Origin of the sequence: Bacillus sp. YC2, assembly GCF_019891195.1 — a bacterium.
Lineage (GTDB): Bacteria > Bacillota > Bacilli > Bacillales > Bacillaceae > Bacillus.
This window is the reverse complement of the sequence record NZ_JAHXDO010000010.1, coordinates 136,600-155,175: the sequence shown is the minus strand read 5'-3', so window position 1 is coordinate 155,175 and position 18,576 is coordinate 136,600. Positions and strand designations below refer to the sequence as shown.

22 protein-coding genes are annotated in these 18,576 nt (G+C 41.5%); 15 read left to right on the top strand and 7 right to left on the bottom strand.

Annotation, left to right across the window (positions count from 1 at the left end; all coding sequences use genetic code 11):
- The first annotated feature begins 233 nt into the window (after positions 1 to 233).
- From thiL to tsaD, 5 genes are read left to right on the top strand one after another with little or no spacing between them, the layout of a single operon-like run.
- Entirely contained in the window at positions 234 to 1,211 is a 978-nt protein-coding gene (gene thiL, locus KY305_RS15890; protein ID WP_223063369.1) for a thiamine-phosphate kinase, read from the top strand.
- Between the two features lie 15 nt (positions 1,212 to 1,226).
- Positions 1,227 to 1,703, top strand: a complete 477-nt coding sequence (gene tsaE / locus KY305_RS15885; RefSeq protein ID WP_223063368.1) for a tRNA (adenosine(37)-N6)-threonylcarbamoyltransferase complex ATPase subunit type 1 TsaE — start codon at positions 1,227 to 1,229, stop codon at positions 1,701 to 1,703.
- Complete coding sequence (tsaB, locus tag KY305_RS15880) at positions 1,684 to 2,373, top strand: tRNA (adenosine(37)-N6)-threonylcarbamoyltransferase complex dimerization subunit type 1 TsaB (protein WP_223063367.1); 690 nt, start codon at positions 1,684 to 1,686, stop codon at positions 2,371 to 2,373. Before tsaE ends, tsaB begins: the two co-directional genes overlap by 20 nt.
- Positions 2,374 to 2,383: 10 nt before the next feature.
- A complete protein-coding gene (gene rimI / locus KY305_RS15875) occupies positions 2,384 to 2,839 on the top strand; it encodes a ribosomal protein S18-alanine N-acetyltransferase (protein ID WP_223063366.1) in 456 nt (151 codons plus the stop codon).
- Complete coding sequence (gene tsaD / locus KY305_RS15870) at positions 2,832 to 3,872, top strand: tRNA (adenosine(37)-N6)-threonylcarbamoyltransferase complex transferase subunit TsaD (RefSeq protein WP_223063365.1); 1,041 nt, start codon at positions 2,832 to 2,834, stop codon at positions 3,870 to 3,872. Before rimI ends, tsaD begins: the two co-directional genes overlap by 8 nt.
- A 229-nt stretch (positions 3,873 to 4,101) precedes the next feature.
- On the opposite strand, the gene KY305_RS15865 is transcribed toward tsaD, so the two are convergent.
- Positions 4,102 to 6,027, bottom strand: coding sequence for an ABC-F family ATP-binding cassette domain-containing protein (locus tag KY305_RS15865; RefSeq protein ID WP_223063364.1), 1,926 nt, complete (start codon positions 6,025 to 6,027; stop codon positions 4,102 to 4,104).
- Between the two features lie 138 nt (positions 6,028 to 6,165).
- Here KY305_RS15865 and moaC point away from each other — a divergent pair, with 138 nt between their 5' ends.
- From moaC to tatC, 4 genes are read left to right on the top strand one after another with little or no spacing between them, the layout of a single operon-like run.
- Positions 6,166 to 6,675: a cyclic pyranopterin monophosphate synthase MoaC gene (moaC, locus tag KY305_RS15860; RefSeq protein ID WP_061520153.1), complete on the top strand. Its 510-nt coding sequence runs from the start codon at positions 6,166 to 6,168 to the stop codon at positions 6,673 to 6,675.
- The gene (locus tag KY305_RS15855; RefSeq protein ID WP_214800590.1) at positions 6,675 to 7,322 is read left to right on the top strand and encodes a redox-sensing transcriptional repressor Rex; all 648 of its coding nucleotides are present in this window, start codon (positions 6,675 to 6,677) and stop codon (positions 7,320 to 7,322) included. The genes moaC and KY305_RS15855 overlap by 1 nt, the downstream gene beginning before the upstream one ends.
- Before the next feature lie 17 nt (positions 7,323 to 7,339).
- Complete coding sequence (locus KY305_RS15850; RefSeq protein WP_061528211.1) at positions 7,340 to 7,510, top strand: twin-arginine translocase TatA/TatE family subunit; 171 nt, start codon at positions 7,340 to 7,342, stop codon at positions 7,508 to 7,510.
- A 6-nt stretch (positions 7,511 to 7,516) separates the two neighbouring features.
- Complete coding sequence (gene tatC, locus KY305_RS15845) at positions 7,517 to 8,278, top strand: twin-arginine translocase subunit TatC (protein ID WP_214800589.1); 762 nt, start codon at positions 7,517 to 7,519, stop codon at positions 8,276 to 8,278.
- A gap of 40 nt (positions 8,279 to 8,318) precedes the next feature.
- Here the strand turns inward: tatC and KY305_RS15840 are convergent, their stop codons facing one another.
- Both KY305_RS15840 and KY305_RS15835 read right to left on the bottom strand, forming a co-directional pair.
- Complete coding sequence (locus tag KY305_RS15840; RefSeq protein ID WP_214800588.1) at positions 8,319 to 8,510, bottom strand: YdiK family protein; 192 nt, start codon at positions 8,508 to 8,510, stop codon at positions 8,319 to 8,321.
- A complete protein-coding gene (locus KY305_RS15835) occupies positions 8,507 to 9,241 on the bottom strand; it encodes a CPBP family intramembrane glutamic endopeptidase (RefSeq protein ID WP_223063363.1) in 735 nt (244 codons plus the stop codon). The genes KY305_RS15840 and KY305_RS15835 overlap by 4 nt, the downstream gene beginning before the upstream one ends.
- A 237-nt stretch (positions 9,242 to 9,478) precedes the next feature.
- Between KY305_RS15835 and groES the strand changes: the two genes are divergently transcribed.
- Both groES and groL read left to right on the top strand, forming a co-directional pair.
- Complete coding sequence (gene groES / locus KY305_RS15830) at positions 9,479 to 9,763, top strand: co-chaperone GroES (RefSeq protein WP_003155970.1); 285 nt, start codon at positions 9,479 to 9,481, stop codon at positions 9,761 to 9,763.
- 41 nt (positions 9,764 to 9,804) lie between these two features.
- Positions 9,805 to 11,439 (top strand): chaperonin GroEL, encoded by a 1,635-nt coding sequence (gene groL / locus KY305_RS15825; protein ID WP_223063362.1) that lies wholly within the window; start codon positions 9,805 to 9,807, stop codon positions 11,437 to 11,439.
- 160 nt (positions 11,440 to 11,599) lie between these two features.
- On the opposite strand, the gene KY305_RS15820 is transcribed toward groL, so the two are convergent.
- From KY305_RS15820 to KY305_RS15805, 4 genes are read right to left on the bottom strand one after another with little or no spacing between them, the layout of a single operon-like run.
- Positions 11,600 to 12,316, bottom strand: coding sequence for a LytR/AlgR family response regulator transcription factor (locus tag KY305_RS15820; protein ID WP_223063361.1), 717 nt, complete (start codon positions 12,314 to 12,316; stop codon positions 11,600 to 11,602).
- Positions 12,313 to 12,444 carry an AgrD family cyclic lactone autoinducer peptide gene (locus KY305_RS20390; RefSeq protein WP_157673321.1) on the bottom strand — a complete coding sequence of 44 codons (132 nt, stop codon included), beginning with the start codon at positions 12,442 to 12,444 and terminating at the stop codon, positions 12,313 to 12,315. Before KY305_RS20390 ends, KY305_RS15820 begins: the two co-directional genes overlap by 4 nt.
- 25 nt (positions 12,445 to 12,469) lie before the next feature.
- A complete protein-coding gene (locus tag KY305_RS15810) occupies positions 12,470 to 13,075 on the bottom strand; it encodes an accessory gene regulator ArgB-like protein (protein ID WP_223063360.1) in 606 nt (201 codons plus the stop codon).
- Entirely contained in the window at positions 13,068 to 14,366 is a 1,299-nt protein-coding gene (locus KY305_RS15805) for a sensor histidine kinase (protein WP_223063359.1), read from the bottom strand. Before KY305_RS15805 ends, KY305_RS15810 begins: the two co-directional genes overlap by 8 nt.
- A 223-nt stretch (positions 14,367 to 14,589) precedes the next feature.
- Here KY305_RS15805 and KY305_RS15800 point away from each other — a divergent pair, with 223 nt between their 5' ends.
- The 4 genes from KY305_RS15800 to KY305_RS15785 all read left to right on the top strand — a co-directional run bounded on the left by KY305_RS15800 (position 14,590) and on the right by KY305_RS15785 (position 18,445).
- Positions 14,590 to 14,796 (top strand): plantaricin C family lantibiotic, encoded by a 207-nt coding sequence (locus KY305_RS15800; protein WP_223063358.1) that lies wholly within the window; start codon positions 14,590 to 14,592, stop codon positions 14,794 to 14,796.
- A gap of 77 nt (positions 14,797 to 14,873) precedes the next feature.
- The gene (locus KY305_RS15795; RefSeq protein WP_223063357.1) at positions 14,874 to 18,017 is read left to right on the top strand and encodes a type 2 lanthipeptide synthetase LanM family protein; all 3,144 of its coding nucleotides are present in this window, start codon (positions 14,874 to 14,876) and stop codon (positions 18,015 to 18,017) included.
- A complete protein-coding gene (locus tag KY305_RS20385; RefSeq protein ID WP_396021540.1) occupies positions 18,014 to 18,211 on the top strand; it encodes a class II lanthipeptide, LchA2/BrtA2 family in 198 nt (65 codons plus the stop codon). Before KY305_RS15795 ends, KY305_RS20385 begins: the two co-directional genes overlap by 4 nt.
- Before the next feature lie 18 nt (positions 18,212 to 18,229).
- The gene (locus KY305_RS15785) at positions 18,230 to 18,445 is read left to right on the top strand and encodes a class II lanthipeptide, LchA2/BrtA2 family (protein ID WP_223063355.1); all 216 of its coding nucleotides are present in this window, start codon (positions 18,230 to 18,232) and stop codon (positions 18,443 to 18,445) included.
- Positions 18,446 to 18,576: the final 131 nt, after the last annotated feature.

Below are 18,576 nucleotides of genomic sequence, written 5' to 3'. Positions count from 1 at the left end.
GCCTGCCTGTCACGCAGGAGGTCGCGGGTTCGAGTCCCGTCCGGACCGCCATTTTCATTGTAAACGAAACGATCATGTTTTCGTTTTTTTTTGTGTTTTCTTTTAAATGCTAATGGCTTGGTATGAAACCAAGCTTTCTTTATATCGTTTAAGTCTTGGATATTGAAACATAATCCGATACACTAGAAACAGCTATATCTCACAAGAGCGGCAGAAAGGTAGACGGGGGAAACATGGATGAATTTGATTTGATTCACAGCATTACACCTCATACGCTTCATCACACTTCCGTCGATGTAGGGATCGGTGATGATGGTGCGGTTTATACTGCTTCACCACATTTTCAGCAAATTGTTTGCCTTGATACAATGGTGGAGGATGTTCATTTTAAATTAGAGTATTCCTCTCCTGGAGATATCGGTTACAAGGCACTTGCTGTTAACATCAGTGATATTGCGGCAATGGGCGGCATTCCTAAGTTTTATTTGGTATCTCTTGCGGTTCCTGCTTGCTGGCAGGCACCAGAAGTTCAGGCCATGTATGAAGGGATGACAGAACTGGCGAAACTATATCGGATGGATTTGATCGGGGGAGATACGGTTTCTGCCTCTGATAAAGCGGTCATTACCGTTACCGTTATTGGAGAGGTTGAAAAGGGTCTGGCTTGTCTGCGAAGCTCAGCAAGACCGGGTGATGTTGTTTTTGTCACCGGAGATATAGGTTCATCTGCTGCAGGCCTTGCCCTTCTATTGCGTGAAACGGAGCCTTCTGCGTGCAGTGAGAGAGATTATTTTATACAAAAACATAAACGTCCTGTTCCAAGGGTTCAGGTCGGCCGTTTCTGCTCTCAGCTTCAGCGTGCGGCATTGAACGACATCAGTGACGGTTTAGCCAGTGAACTGAATGAAATCGCTGAGGCAAGTTCAGTTACTATAGAAATTGAAGAAAATCTTCTTCCGGTTCATCCTGAGTTACGTAAGGCACATTCTAAATGGAAGGAATGGGCATTATTCGGCGGAGAGGATTTTGAATTGGCTGGGACGGTTTCTCAGAAGGAGTGGACATGGCTGCTTGACCGCTGTAAAGCATCAGGTGTTCCCATCAAGCAGGTTGGAACGGTTTATGAGCGGAAAGAAGCAAATGTCTTAATGAAGACCGAAGATCAAAAACGAATCGTCCTTGAGAAAAAAGGATACAATCATTTTAAATAAGACGGGTGACTCACTTTGAAGACATTACAATGGAGAACTAAGAATCCCGAAGAAACGAAAGCCGTTGCGAAGCTGGCTGCTTCCTTTGCAAAGCCGGGGGACGTTCTGACACTTGAAGGTGATTTGGGAGCGGGGAAAACAACTTTCACAAAGGGATTTGCCGAAGGATTAGGGATCACGAGAGTTGTAAACAGCCCTACTTTTACAATCATTAAAGAATATCATGACGGCTCGCTTCCTTTATACCATATGGATGTCTATCGTATGGAGGATGAAAACGAGGATTTGGGGCTTGAAGAATATTTTGAAGGGCAAGGGGTCTGTTTAATTGAATGGGCTCATTTAATTCAGGAGCAGCTGCCGGCAGAACGGATGCAAATTGTAATAAAAAGAGCCGGAGATGAGGAAAGAGACATTACCTTTACGGCTTGTGGAAAACGGTATGAAACGTTTTGTGAGGAGATAAATAAACATGACAATACTGGCAATTGATACGTCTAATTACACGCTGGGTGCCGCGCTTGTTCATGAGAAAACGGTAATGGCGGAGTATATTACATATTTAAAAAAGAATCATTCAGTGCGGGCGCTGCCGGCTGTCGATTCATTGCTGGCTGATTGCGGCTTAAAACCGCAAGACCTTTCTAAAATTGTAGTGGCGAAGGGGCCTGGCTCCTATACAGGTGTCAGAATCGGTGTAACGCTTGCTAAAACTCTGGCCTGGTCACTGAAACTTCCGATTGCCGCTGTATCAAGCCTGGAGGCGCTGGCGGCTAATGGCCGGCATTTTCAAGGTTTGATCTGCCCGTTATTTGATGCACGGCGCGGACAAGTTTATACAGGGCTCTATGAATATCAGGACGGCTGTTTACAATCCGTTTTGCCTGATCAAAACGTCTTGCTGACTGACTGGCTCGGTATGCTGCGGGAAAAAAGGTCTCCTGTTTTATTTTTAGGACATGATACAGGCATTCACGAAGAAACCATTATCGAGGGATTAAAATCTCAGGCAGTGATGGGAACGGCTGCGCAGCATAATCCGCGGCCTTCAGAACTCGCGTTTTTAGGCATGGAAAAAGAAGAAGAGGATGTCCACCGACTTGTTCCGGATTATTTGCGTCTGGCCGAGGCTGAGGCGAAATGGATTGAATCTCAAAAATAGGGTGATAGGGATGAAAACAAAAGCGGCAATCAGAAGTATGCGGCCGGAAGATATTGATCAAATATATGAGATTGAAACAGCTTCCTTTACTTCTCCTTGGACGAAGGATTCGTTTTACCATGAACTTTTGGAAAATCCGTATGCCCATTATCTTGTGATTGAAAAGGACGGGTGCTTGGCGGGGTATTGCGGCATTTGGATCATTATAGATGACGCGCAAATTACAAACATAGCCATTAAGCCTGAATACCGCGGTCAATCTTTAGGAGAAGAGCTTTTTCGCTCTGCTGTTGAATTGTGCAGAGAAAAAAAGGCAAGAAGGCTTTCTCTCGAAGTAAGGGTCTCAAATCATCCCGCCCAATCCTTATATAAAAAATTCGGCCTTCAGGCTGGCGGAATCAGAAAACAATACTATACAGATAACGGGGAAGATGCGTTATTAATGTGGGTGACATTACATGAGTGAAAAAAAAGATATCTATGTATTAGGAATCGAAACAAGCTGTGATGAAACAGCGGCCTCGGTCGTCAAAAATGGAAAAGAGATAATTTCAAACGTTGTCGCTTCTCAAATTGAAAGCCATAAGCGATTTGGAGGCGTGGTTCCTGAAATTGCGTCAAGACATCATGTGGAGCAGATTACGCTTGTGGTTGAGGAAGCTTTGTTAAAAGCGGAGCTTGGGTTCTCAGAGCTTGATGCGATTGCCGTGACGGAGGGACCCGGCCTTGTCGGAGCACTTTTAATCGGTGTGAATGCGGCAAAGGCATTAAGCTTTGCTCATCAAATCCCCTTAGTCGGCGTCCATCATATCGCGGGCCACATTTATGCGAACAGGCTGATAACAGAGCTTCAATTCCCGGCGCTTGCTTTAGTTGTGTCAGGCGGACATACGGAATTGGTTTACATGAAAGAGCACGGCTCATTTGAAGTTATCGGAGAAACGCTGGATGATGCCGCAGGTGAAGCTTATGATAAAGTGGCAAGAACCATGGGGCTTCCATATCCGGGCGGGCCGCAAATAGATAAGCTCGCTGAGACCGGAACAGCTTCCATTCGGCTCCCGCGCGCTTGGCTGGAAGAAGGCTCCTATCATTTCAGCTTCAGCGGACTGAAATCAGCTGTGATCAACACGCTCCATAATGCCTCGCAAAAAGGAGAGATCATCCCTCAGGAGGACCTAGCAGCAAGTTTTCAGCAGAGCGTCATTGACGTATTAACGGCAAAAACGTCTAAGGCTGCGAAAGAATACGGAGTCAAACAAGTTCTGCTTGCGGGAGGCGTAGCTGCGAACAAAGGACTGAGAGCCGCGCTGCAAACAGAATTCAGCCATCAAGGAGATCCGGAGCTGGTGATTCCGCCGCTTTCTTTATGCACGGATAATGCAGCCATGATCGCGGCCGCGGGCACCATTGCTTTTGAAAAAGGAATTCGGGGCTCATATGATATGAATGGGCAGCCCGGACTGGAATTAGCTTCTTTTGATCGTCTCACGTTGTAAAACGTGAGGCTTTTTTAAAACTTATTAACAGACAATTCTAAACATATCCACAACATTGTGAATATGTTTAGAAATACAGGCGGGGAAAGGGGTTGTAAGTTGTTAGTAAAGTGGATAAAGTCAGAAAATTTTGTGGATATTGTGTATAAAGCGCTTACTTTAATGATTGATAAGGAGAGAGGCTGTGGATAAAAAAGCACCCCTGAAAAGAGGTGCTTGACTTTTTCTGTTATTCTGTGGACAGTTCTTCCCACTCTGCTAATAAACGCTCGAGCTCATTGTTTAATGTCTCGTTTTCTGCATGAATGGACTGCACTTTTTCATGATCCTGATACACGTCAGGGTCACAAAGCAATTCTTCATTGCGGCTGATGCTGTCTTCAATGGATGACACGGCCGCTTCGATTTCTTCGATGCGTCTCACCCGCTGCCGTTCTTTCTTCTTCCATTCTTTTTCTTCCTCATATGTTCTTTTTGTTTCCTGTTTTACGTTGCCTGAAGGCTGCGCGTTTTTCTCTTCTTGACGCTTCATTTCTTCTAATTCGAGCTGCTGGGCTTTTTTCTCCGTATAGTAATCATAGTCTCCAAGGTATTCTTCTACATGATCGAACGACAGCTCCAGCACTCTTGTGGCGATTCTGTTAATAAAATACCGGTCATGTGACACAAATAACAGAGTGCCGGGATAATCGATCAGCGCGTTCTCCAGCACCTCTTTACTGTCTAAATCAAGATGGTTGGTCGGTTCATCAAGGATGAGAAAGTTCGCTTTTTGCAGCATCAGCTTGGCAAGCGCGACTCTGGCTTTTTCACCGCCGCTTAAGGAGCGGACCGGTTTCAGTACATCATCCCCGCTGAATAAAAAGTTGCCGAGGCAGGTTCTGATTTCTTTTTCCGGCATGTCCGGATATTCATCCCACAGCTCGTCCAGCACGCGTTTCGACGATGTCAGTTCGGCTTGCTCCTGATCATAGTAGCCGATGCTGACATTGGACCCGCAGGTGATCGTCCCGGAGTCTGGTCCGAGTGTTTTCATAATCGTTTTCAGCAAGGTTGATTTGCCGATTCCGTTAGGACCGACAAGGGCGGCGCTTTCGCCTCGTGTAATGCCGAACGTCAAATTTTTCAAAAGCGGCGGCTGGCCGTCATAGCTGATGGAGACATCTTGCACGCGCAGGACATCGTTTCCGCTCTGTTTTGTTATCTCGAACCGGAAAGAGGCGGATTTTTCATCACCAAGCGGCTTTGCCATGACATCCATTCGTTCAAGCTGTTTTCTTCTGCTTTGCGCTCTTTTCGTGGTAGATGCTCTGGCCAGGTTGCGGTCGACAAAATCTTGGAGCTTGGCGATTTCGTCTTGCTGTTTTTCATATAATTTTCTATCTTTCTCGTATTGCTCGGCTTTTTGCTCTAAATAGGCGCTGTAGTTGCCGAAGTATTTTTTGCTTTCGGTTCTTGAGACCTCGTACACTTGGCTGACGACTTTATCAAGGAAGTACCGGTCATGGGAGACGATCAGAATAGCCCCGGAGTATCCCTGTAAATAATGCTCAAGCCAAGTGAGCGTGTCGATGTCGAGATGGTTTGTCGGTTCATCCAAAATGAGAAGGTCCGGCTGGGTTAACAGCAGCTTCCCGAGGGCAAGCCTTGTTTTCTGGCCGCCGCTCAGGCTCTGAACTTTCGCCGAATCGTCAAATTTGCCGAAGCCGAGGCCGTGAAGGACTGACCGGACATCCGCTTCATATTGGTAGCCGCCTTTATCCTTAAAATCCTGCTGAAGCCTGTCGTAGGTTTTCATCAGGCCCTCAAGTTCAGCCGTGTCAGCCGTTGCCATTTTTTCTTCAATGGAGCGCATTTCCTTCTCCATTGCTTTCAGGAAATCAAAAACACTCAGCAATTCTTCTTTTATGGTAAGCTGAGATTCCAAGCCTGTGTGCTGGGCAAGGTATCCCATCGTTAATTCTTTCGGTTTGATTAATTCTCCCTTTTCATATGAAAGGTGACCTGCGATAATTTTAAGAAGAGTTGATTTGCCGGCTCCGTTTCTGCCTACAATGGCGATGCGATCCCGAGATCTGACTTCAAGCTTTATATTGTTTAAAATAGGATCAGCGCCAAAAGATTTGGAAAGCTGATTAATTTGTAAGATCATCATATTATTTCACCTCTGTTATAATAAGTTAAGTGTAGCTTATCAACCTGCTGTCAGCAAACAATACATCAGAATTGGAACATTATAGGATAAGACATCAGGGAGAAAATAGTGTATGATCAGAAGTAAGGAGAGTTTAATATGAATGGATTTTCTCATTTTAATGAAGAGGGCCGTGCCCGCATGGTGGATATAAGCGATAAATCTTCAACAGTTCGTACTGCGGCTGCTGTTTCAAGCGTACACATGAAGCATGAAGTGTACAGCAGAATCAAAAACCGCGAGATCGGCAAAGGAGACGTGCTGGCTGTCGCACAGGTGGCAGGAATCATGGCTGCAAAGCAAACGTCAGCGATTATTCCGATGTGCCATCCGCTTTCTTTAAGCGGCGTCGATATTTCATTCGGCTGGGAAGAAAAAGAAACCGAAGCCATTCTTCATATACAGGCAAGCGTAAAAACGAAAGGGAGTACAGGTGTGGAAATGGAAGCGCTAACTTCCGCATCAGTGTGCGCTTTGACCGTCTATGACATGTGCAAGGCGCTGGATAAGGGGATGGTCATCGGCCCTACCTGTCTGCTTGAAAAAACAGGCGGGAAAAACGGTGATTTTAAAAGAGATGCATCTGAGTATAAAGTGGAGGACCAATAATGAATAAGGATCAATCAAAAATTCCACAGGCGACAGCAAAACGGCTGCCGCTTTATTATCGCTTTTTAAAGAATTTGCACGCGTCAGGAAAGCAGCGCGTTTCCTCGGCTGAGCTCAGTGACGCGGTAAAAGTCGATTCGGCCACGATCCGCAGGGATTTTTCCTATTTCGGAGCGCTTGGCAAAAAAGGATATGGATATAATGTGGATTACCTGCTGTCATTTTTCAGAAAAACCCTCGATCAGGATGAAACGACAAACGTCATTTTGATCGGTGTCGGGAATTTAGGGACGGCTTTTCTTCACTATAATTTCACAAAAAATAATAACACGAAAATTTCTATGGCTTTTGATGTGAATCAGAGTAAAATAGGAACTGAGGTAGGCGGTGTGCCTGTCTATAACCTGGATGATTTAGAGCTCCATATTAAGGATGAACCCGTGGCGATTCTTACTGTACCGGCAGTTGCCGCCCAGTCGATCACTGACCGTCTTGTGGCGCTTGGGATAAAGGGAATCCTCAATTTTACGCCGGCCCGTTTGAATGTGCCGGATCACATTCGAATTCATCATATAGATTTAGCTGTTGAACTTCAATCATTGGTTTATTTCTTAAAGCATTATTCTGTGTTAGAAGAGATCGAATAACGAAAGGAGGAGCGCACATGATCGGTCCAGGAAGCCTGGCAGTAATAGGGGTAGTGGCAGTCATTATTTTCGGCCCGAAGAAGCTTCCCGAATTAGGAAAAGCAGCGGGGGACACGCTTCGTGAATTTAAGAATGCTACTAAAGGATTAGCCGGTGAAGAAGAGGAAAAAAAGAAAGAAGATCAGTAAGTTAGGATGACACGTATGAGAGTGAATCAAATGTCGCTTGTGGAGCATATTGCCGAACTTCGGAAACGATTGCTAATTGTTGCGTTATCCTTTGCGGTTTTCTTTGCCGCCGGCTTTTTTCTGGCAAAGCCTATCATTGTGTATCTTCAAAAAGCCGATGAAGTGAAGGAGCTTACTCTTAATGCTTTTAAGCTGACAGATCCGCTGTATATCTTTTTGCAGTTTGCGTTTATTATCGGCATCATTTTGACTTCGCCGGTCATTCTTTATCAGATTTGGGCGTTTGTCAGTCCCGGACTGTATGAAAAGGAGCGCAAAGTAACACTCAGCTATATCCCGATCGCGATCGTGCTGTTTGTTGCGGGAGTGTCGTTTTCTTATTATATTTTATTTCCGCTGGTCGTTGATTTTATGAAGCGGGTTTCGAATGACTTGGATGTGAATCAGGTTATCGGCATCACCGAGTACTTTCATTTTCTTCTGCAGCTGACCATTCCGTTTGGGCTGCTGTTTCAAATGCCGGTTCTTCTCATGTTTTTAACAAGGCTCGGTATTGTGACACCGATGTTTTTATCGAAAATCCGAAAGTACGCGTACTTTGTTTTGCTTGTGATCGCCGCGCTGATCGCGCCGCCTGAGCTGCTGTCCCATTTGATGATCACCATTCCGCTTTGCATATTATATGAGATCAGTATCCTCATATCCAAAGCGGCGTATCGGAAAAAGCAGACAGCCAGCCGCGAGTCTGACCGTGACATATCAGCATAATAAAAAAGCCATTTCTCATATAACGAGAAATGGCTTTTCTTTATTTTTGATTTTTCTTTACCTTAAGCGAAAAAGCAAACATTTTGAAAGAAATACTGATATTATAAGCGGCGAAAACCATCAGCAGAATGGAATAAAAAGACCACATGCTGCCCGGCGAGCTTGCGGCCAGATATGTGAAGATACAGCCGACGATAAAATAGATCAAGCCCCAAGTCATTGGGTTCCTCATAAAAACAATCCTCCAATAATTAATTGCATTTGTTCACTGTGCTGTTCAATGTATTTTTGGGCTGGTCCGAGCTGCATGACCACGACGATGGTATTCATCATGACATGGGCGAACATCGGCACAAGAATCCGTTTCGTCTGCACGTATAAAAACGCAAAGGTAAAGCCCATGGCTGTGTAAAGCAGCAGATGCGTGAGATCTTGGTGAACAATGCCGAAAATCACGGAGCTGATCAGCCCGGCGATAAAGAAATTCGTTTTTTCATACAGTACTCCGAAGATGATCTTCCTGAAAATGATTTCTTCAAGGATCGGCCCTACAATAGAAGAAACGATAATCATGAGCGGCATGGCTTTAATGATTCTGAGAATGGCTTGAGTGTTTTCGGAGCCGCTGTTTACGTGAAAGACGTATTGTTCAATTAAACCCGCGATTCCTTGAGCAAATAAAGCGAGCCAGACTCCGGCAACAGCCCAGAGGACGGACATGCCGGCCGATGCTTTTTTTCCGTTTCTCAATGGTTGCTTCGGCACGGTTCTCAAAATCAATAGAACGATGATCAGGCAGATAAAAAAGCTTGCCACAGAATAAATCCCTTGAGCCTGAACGAGATTTTCTTCTGTCGGCTGTCCGCCTGCATAGCCGAATTTGTACATTAAAGGAATTCCGATTATTACAGAAGCCTGCATGAGAACATATGTCAAAATGATATACCAATACTGTTTTCTCAAATGATATGTACTCCTTTACCCTATAAAATCAACTTGTCTGATATTATTGTAACACAACTGAACTTGAGGTGAAAAAACGAGAAAATCCCGTGAAAATAAGAATCATGTAAGCGTGAAAATTTTTTATTCTTATGACTTGAAATTGGAAGTGAGATTCTTTATTATAATAATTGTGTTAGCACTCTTTAGAGCTGAGTGCTAAAATTACATATTCATACTATTGAGGAGGTTATTACATTGTTAAAGCCATTAGGTGATCGCGTTGTCATTGAACTCGTAGAATCTGAAGAAAAAACTGCCAGCGGAATCGTATTACCGGATTCTGCAAAAGAAAAGCCGCAAGAAGGCAAAATCGTGGCAGCCGGTTCAGGTCGCGTGTTAGAAAGCGGAGAGCGCGTTGCTTTAGAAGTAAAAGAGGGCGACCGCATTATCTTCTCAAAATACGCCGGTACTGAAGTGAAATACGAAGGTACTGAATACTTAATCTTACGTGAAAGCGACATTTTAGCTGTTATTGGCTAAGTAGATAAATATTTTTAAAAATTTGAGGAGGTTTCGTTAACATGGCAAAAGATATTAAGTTTAGTGAAGAAGCGCGCCGCGCTATGCTTCGCGGTGTCGATGCGCTTGCTGACGCTGTAAAAGTAACTTTAGGGCCAAAAGGACGCAACGTGGTTCTGGAGAAAAAATTTGGTTCTCCGTTAATTACAAATGACGGTGTGACAATCGCAAAAGAAATCGAACTTGAAGACGCGTTTGAAAACATGGGTGCTAAGCTTGTAGCTGAAGTAGCCAGCAAAACAAACGACGTTGCCGGTGACGGTACAACAACTGCGACGGTTCTTGCGCAAGCGATGATCCGCGAAGGCCTTAAAAACGTAACAGCAGGAGCTAACCCTGTCGGCGTGCGTAAAGGTATGGAAAAAGCCGTTACAGTTGCTATCGAAAACCTAAAAGAAATTTCTAAACCGATCGAAGGCAAAGAGTCTATCGCTCAGGTTGCTGCGATCTCTGCTGCTGATGAGGAAGTCGGAAGCCTTATCGCTGAAGCAATGGAGCGCGTAGGAAACGACGGCGTTATCACAATCGAAGAGTCTAAAGGCTTCACAACTGAGCTTGAAGTTGTTGAAGGTATGCAATTCGACCGCGGATATGCATCTCCTTACATGGTGACTGATTCTGATAAAATGGAAGCGGTTCTTGACAATCCTTACATCTTAATCACAGATAAAAAAATCACAAACATCCAAGAAATCCTTCCTGTGCTTGAGCAAGTTGTACAGCAAGGCAAACCTTTGCTTCTGATTGCTGAGGATGTTGAAGGTGAAGCTCTTGCTACACTCGTTGTCAACAAACTTCGCGGCACATTCAACGCAGTTGCCGTTAAAGCTCCTGGCTTCGGTGACCGCCGTAAAGCAATGCTTGAAGACATTTCTGTCCTTACAGGCGGAGAAGTGATCACAGAAGATCTTGGTCTTGACCTGAAATCTACTGAAATCGGACAATTGGGCCGCGCTTCTAAAGTTGTCGTAACAAAAGAAAACACAACTATCGTAGAAGGCGCCGGCGATACAGAAAAAATCGCTGCCCGCGTAAACCAAATCCGCGCTCAAGTAGAAGAAACAACTTCTGAGTTCGATAAAGAAAAATTACAAGAACGTCTTGCGAAACTGGCTGGCGGCGTAGCTGTCATCAAAGTCGGCGCTGCGACTGAAACTGAATTGAAAGAGCGTAAACTTCGCATCGAAGACGCCCTCAACTCAACTCGCGCAGCAGTTGAAGAAGGTATCGTATCCGGCGGCGGTACAGCGCTTGTCAACGTATATAACAAAGTGGCTGCCGTTCAAGCTGAAGGCGACGCGCAAACAGGTATCAACATCGTGCTCCGCGCGCTTGAAGAGCCGATTCGTCAAATCGCACACAACGCAGGCCTTGAAGGCTCTGTCATCGTTGAGCGCCTGAAAAACGAAGACATCGGCGTAGGTTACAACGCTGCAACAGGCGAATGGGTAAACATGATCGAAAAAGGTATCGTTGACCCGACAAAAGTAACTCGCTCAGCTCTTCAAAACGCCGCATCTGTAGCTGCAATGTTCTTAACAACTGAAGCTGTTGTTGCTGACAAGCCGGAAGAAAATGCCGGCGGTGCAGGAATGCCTGACATGGGCGGCATGGGCGGTATGGGTGGAATGATGTAATCAAACGGCGAAAACCCTTGGTATATCAAGGGTTTTACCGTTGATTTCATCTGGGAAGTGCCAAATCCTAACCTAGGGATTTGGCACTTTTTTCTTGGTTGACTCTCTACTTCTTCAGTTAGAATACTCCCATTCAATTTGTTAAAGATGCCTAATATCTCTAAAAAATATAGGTGAGTTGTTCTTTTAGTTCGCGATATTTACTGCGACTTACGTTTATAGTCTTTTGACAGTCTTTAATTTTTAAATTGTAAGATTTCATATAGGTGTCTTGGATAACCTCTTCAATTTTGTCCAATGGGACAAGAAATGACTGGTGGCTTCTAAAAAAGTTGCTGTCTTTTAACATTTCCTCAAGAATGGTCAAACCTTGGTTACATTCAATAATCCTTCCATTTTCAAGGTTGATGCATGATTTTCTTCCGACTTTTTCAATATAAAGAATGGATTCTATATCTATGAGGTGAATTTTACCATTTGAGCTAATGCTGATCTTTTTTTTTCGCTTGCTTTTATGATTGTTAACCAAACTTACTGTCGATTTTAGTCTTAAAAGGTTAACAGGTTTTACCATAAAATCCATTGGATAATACTTATATCCATCTAACGCATAATCCGGAAGATAACTCATGAAAATAATACTGGTAAAGGGATAATGCATATTTATATACTCGGCCACATCGAATCCATTATTTTGAGGCATATTAACATCAATGATGACTAGATCTACTTCTTGCGTAGATTCTAGATGTGAGATTAGATCACTTATCTTGCTAGTTATTAGATCAAATCTCGCTTGACTGATCTCATTTGAAATCTTCTTAAAGAAATCTAGTATCTCTTGATCATCATCAATAACACATATTCTGACGGTCAATGTTCATCACTCTTTTGATTTTGGGGTAATTCAGGTTCATAAGCAAACCAGAAACAACTGCTTGCTGTTGTAAGCGAATTGAAAAACAAAGCGGTCAAGCCAATTATATAACTGATGCATTTCAACATATTCCTTACTCCTTTAACCATTTATTTAAAATCTCTTATCAAGTGATAAGAGGATTTTATCCCATGTATTAGTCAAAGTGATGCTTTGTAGGATAAGTGCCATCCATATGCCGTATTTATGCTGGTCATCTCCCATAAGGCTGATTAACAGGAGACACGAAAAAATGCCAATTGAACCAATTTTGAGGTTCTTCTTATGTTCAGGAGTAAATAAATGTTTCTTTTTTTGAAGCTTTGGAGAATTTTTAAATGTGATAAAAAATGAAAAGACTAATAAAATTTTTAACACAGGCTTAGTCCAGAAGGTGAAATATGATTCAAACTCTATTGATATGTATGTTATAAACAAGATTTGCAGGGTGCTGAAAATTAAACATAAATTATAGTTTTTAAAATGGCTTCCCCCAGATATCATTCTAAATAATCCACCTGTGGCTAAAACAATTAAAGCTTGCGCTAAATAGTCAAAAAATCCTGCTAATATAATAACTATAAATACTTGATTGACAGTAGCAAGCATCCATTCTAAACCATAGCGTATGTTATCTTGCAGTCTGCGAAACTCAGGGTTAAAATGCATAATTTTTTTTGTTATTTTTTGCGCTAGATTATGAGGTGTTAGATCAAACATAGTTTGCCTCCTTTGGTATCCTGACTTTGAAAATGATCATTCGATCAATGATTTCTGTAAAAATGAAACCATTATATTTCTCAACAACTGACTTTACAATATGAAGACCATAACCTCTACCTACTTTGTCTTTCGTGGAGAATCCTTCTTCAAAAATCCTTTCGATAACCTCTGAAAACCGTCCAATATCTCCAAAATTTGAAACATCAATTCTATAGTAATTCTCAGTTGCATTAATATGCACATATACTGCCCGTTTCGGGAGTTCCTCTATTTCTTTAACAGCATCTATTGCATTTGTAATTAGATTCCCTAATATTCTGTTTGTTTCAAATAATTTGCACGGAAAATCTCTTAAACTATCACTGATTTTGTATTGAATATGTATATTTTCTTTTAATCCCTTGTCTTTATAAGAAAGAAGTAATCCACTAATTGCCACTGAATGCACAGGGAGAATATCACTTATTTGAGCAGAATCATTTAACACGTCGCTGAGGTACTGATAACTTTCTTTGGAGTAACCTTTTTCAAGCATTTGCTTGATGGTAATAAGATGATGCATATGATCATGGTTATGCTTTTGAATAAAGTGAATGTACTTACCCAACTCTTCATATTGTTCTTCCAAATAATCCTCTGCATCCCGGAGGTTTTGTAGAAAGATACCTCTAATCATAAAAAAAATAAACATGGTCAATGTTACAAGTGCTACTCCCCAAAATAAATTAATGTATTCGTCAACTTTCTTATTTTTATATATAACGATGTAGTAGAGAAACAGTATGGAGAATGAAAGAATTGAAATTAATAATAATTGTTTACGTAATCTCTTAGTCTGTTTCTTTAGAATGATTAGACTTATCTTATATTTTCGAAACAGCCATAATATAAACGTAAGAATGATAAGGTGAGGCAGGGCGATAGCAAGAACTGGTGCCTCATTTAGATTTACACTGAAAAATGGTTGGATAGATTTTAATATTGAAAAACCAATGACTTCAGCTACAAGTAAACAAACTGAACCTAGTGAAATACCTATCATTGATAATGAGATTTTTAGTTTGAATAAGAATGACACTAAAAAACCGATTGCCCAAATTACTATGAATAAATATATTGGCGGGGGAAAAACGTTTTTTGCCAAAAATAAAACGGTGCTTCCATAAAAGCTTATAAGAAGTAGCGGAAGGAACTTCCTTTTACAGTCGAAATTCACTAGAGATGTTCCAATCGTGATGATTAAAAATGTTTCTAATAGACCTCCTATTAACTGGTTTATCAGATTCATCCCAACACTCCTACAATTTTCATGTTGTGTTTCAACCCAATTATACAAAAAAAGATAATATATGTAAATTTAATTTCGGATATTTTAATATATAGGGCAGAATTTTGTAGAAAATCGGCTGTTTATACATGAATTACACCCATATAAACCAAATTAATCCATAATGCCTAAAAAAGTGTTAAGATAAAGTCAAGCTCCCAAAAAAATTAAGAGGTGAATGAAAATGTCAATTATTGAAACATGGAAAAACCCTGCTTTACGAATGAATAGTCAAGTAGTAAATCCAGCTGGTGATCTGATGGAAGAGCTATCAGACAATGAAATGGAAATGCTAGCGGGCGGGTGTGCTTGGTATGATATCAGTTGCAAGTTAGGTAATAAAGGTGCATGGTGCACTCTTACTGTGGAATGTCAAAGTAGCTGTAATTAGTAGAACTTAATTTAAGGCCGGTGTTTTTACCGGCCTATAAATATAAATCGGTAAAGGTAAGGAGTGAAACAAGAGGTATGGACTTAGCGCAGGAACATCAATCAAATTCCAATAAGTTGATTATTGGAAATGACGCCGCTCGGAAGCAGCAAATTGAATATTGGAGTAAATTCTTTTTCAATAACAAGGATTATATGGAAAGAAGTTTGAATGCTGTATCCAGAGTAAATACCAAGCAGGCGGTGTCATTGAAGTTTACTGGTAAGGATCTTGAATCTGGTATAGTAAATTCCCACACCTGGTCTAAAGAATGGGATTTAATCTTAAATGGGGAACTTGAAGACTTGCCAGCCTCTTGGATTAAAAGGGAAAAAAAATTTAATACTTTCATCGAACAATTCATAAAACTGGCCTTTACTAAATTAAAAGATTTGCACATATATAAACAACAATTGTTTTTAGAAGATAGTTTTTTTCAAAATCTTCTAGATCATATAGGACATACAATTTATTCTTTGTGCAATAAGACCCTTGTACTTGAAATGAACGTATGCAGAGAGAAGGGAGTCCTGAAAGGATCCACTTCTGAAGAACGCTATCATTTTTTTGAAAATGAAATATTGGCTGATCGTGATTTTTTAACATCAATAGCTAGCGAGTATAAGTGCCTTATTGCACTGCTAATAGGGACAGTGAATAGCTTTGTTGATTTTATCAGAAATATTCTCAGGCATCTAGATGAGGATTGGGGAATTTTAACTGAAGTTTTCGCTGATCTCGGAATGGTTAAGAAACTGCATCTTGGCAAGGGAGATACACACAATTGCGGAAAAAGTGTTTCAATATTAGAGTTTGAAAGTGGTCAAAAGCTAGTCTATAAGCCAAGATCTCTTGACGTTGATCAACAATATCAGGAGCTAGTATCCTGGTTGAACCGGCAGGAAAAAAGTACTCCTATTATCTATAATGTTAAGGTGATCAGTAAGGAAGATCATGGATGGTCAGAATTTATACCTTATACAGCCTGCCGATCGGCCAAGGAGGTCAAAGATTTTTATAGACGAATGGGTGCTCAGCTTGCCCTATTGTATGTGTTAAACGCAACAGATTTTCACTATGGAAATATTATCGCAATGGGTGAGCATCCAGTCTTTATCGATATGGAATCTTTGTTTCACCAAAATATATATGAAGATAACTATAAAGAGGATGCGCTTGGCAGGGCTGAGCACATGCTATCCAAATCAATTATGGCTTCCGGCATGTTGCCTAATTTGTTATATCAGCGGAATGATCAAGATAATTCAGGTATTGACTTAAGTGGACTAGGGGGGAAAGGAAACCAGCAGCTTCCTTTTCAAATTTCCCAAATTGCCGATAAGGGTACTGACCAGGCGTATTTGAAAAAAGGAATTGCTTTTTTAGAGGCAGGTCTTAATCTGCCAAGCTATGAAGGTGAGTTTGTGAATCTTCATGATTATGTGCCAGAAATTATAGATGGTTTTAAAACTGTTTATAGGTTTATGACAGAGAATAAAGAACAGCTTATTGCCCAAGTTGAAAAATTCAGAAGAGTCCCTGTTAGAACAATTTTAAGGCCGACCGCGATATACGGAGAATTCTTGCGTAGTTTAGTTCATCCAGATTTGTTGAGAGATGAATTTGATCGGAAAGTTTTTCTGCACAGGCTGTGGTTGAAGTGTTTGAATGTTCCGAAAATTGAGTCGGTTATTATTGATGAGATGGAAGAATTGCTTCGTTATGACGTTCCTTTATTTACGTCCAGACCTGGTGAGCGGCATTTATGGACTTCGAACGGAAGGGTTATTACTGACTTCTTTCCCCGCCCTGCCTTTGACCTTGTTCTGGACAAAATTCGAAATCTTAGCGAATCGGACTTATACGGGCAGTTGCAAGTATTAAATATGGTAATGCTTGCCTCAAATGCGGATCATTATGCTGATGTTGAGCAAATTAGTCCATTTGAAAACAGGATATTGAAAGACAAGAAAGATTTTTTAGTGCACGCAATGGATATAGGGGATTATTTATTGAAAACTAAGATAGAAGGTATAAATGGGATTGAGAAAGATATAACCTGGGTTAGTACGGTTCTGGAAGGTAGCAGGGAACTAGCTTGGAATATTTCACCGGTTGGTCTTGATTTTTATAATGGTAATAGCGGAATAGCTCTTTTTTTGGCGTACCTTGCTCATTTTACAGGCGAAGCACGATTTAAAGAGGCAGCAGCGCAGGCTTTGGTTCCCATTATTAATGACATGAAGCAATATGGACAAAACCCGTCTTGGAGTTTAGGAGCTTATAGTGGTGTTGGAGGAAGCCTATTTACAGTTAATCTGATTGCTGGTCTTTGGAATGACATTTCTCTTTATCAACAGGTGGAAGAGGCTTTGCCGGGGTATATTGAGATGGTTAATCAAGATACCATTTTTGATTATATCGGTGGCTCAACAGGTGCGCTTGATATTCTGCTGTGTATTTATCATCATACGGGAAATCTAGATGCTTTAAAAGGAGCTATTTTGTGCGGCGATCATTTAATAGAGCATAGTAAAGAAATGGGACACGGAGGGCTAGGCTGGCCTACTATGTTGAATGGCGTAGCGCTGACTGGATATTCACACGGTAACAGTGGTATCGCAGCTGCGTTTTCCTCTCTTTATCAAGTAACGGGAAACAAAAAGTATCTTACATATATATCAAAAGCATTGGAATATGAACGGACATTTTATGATGCAAAGGAAAAAAATTGGCGTACACCAGGAAGAGAAAAAATTTCATATGCTTGGTGTCATGGAGCACCAGGAATTCTTCTTTCAAGACTTAGGTTAAAGGAAAATGGTTACCACGATCATTTGCTTAATCAGGAGATTAAAGCTTCTCTTAGGACCACCTTGGATAAGGGGTTTGGCAATAATCGATCCTATTGTCATGGTGACTTTGGACAGTTAGAAATTCTTCTTTACGCTGACAAAGTACTGCAAAATAATGACTTAAGTGTCAATATTCAATCAGTAGGATCACAATTACTAGAAGTAATTGATAAAAGAATGTGGAATTATGGTGTTTCTAGAGGAACTGAATCAAAGGGTTTGATGTGTGGTTTAGCTGGTATAGGGATGGGATTACTAAAGCAATATGACAGTGAAACCGTACCTAATATTCTTAATTTAGAAAACAGACTGCTCAAAAGGAGGTGAAGCTATGTCAAAACAAGCATAGCGAGCTAGGGCTCGGGAGTCCTGTGGAAGAGGTCAACGAGGAAGAATTGAAAAACCTTGCAGGTGCTAAAAATGTGAATCAGGAAGAACCTCTTTCTTCATTCATACCCGGGCCCGGTACTTGTCTCACAGCAGCTATTTGCCCAACTACCGGAATGTGCAACAGTTATTAATTGAAAGGAGGTGATATTATGTCAAATCGTGAAAAAGCAGAACTCTACCGTAATGCTGGTAAACGTACAGAGCTTGGATTCGTTAACCCAGTAGGTGAAGTGAGCGAGGATGAATTGCGAAATCTTGCAGGTGCAGCCGATGTTACTCCGCATACCACTCCTTCCTCAGTGCCTTGCGGAGTGTTTGTCACAGCAGCTTTTTGTCCTTCTACCAAATGTACATCAAGCTGCTAATCTTACCAATGATAAGTATGGGGAGGATTGGTAGGGAGCTCAATCCTTCTTCTTACATAACATTGAGACAGATCACAAAAAAGAAAGAGCGGTTGGTCATGTTTATGCGCGACCAGCCGTTTCTTTATCTA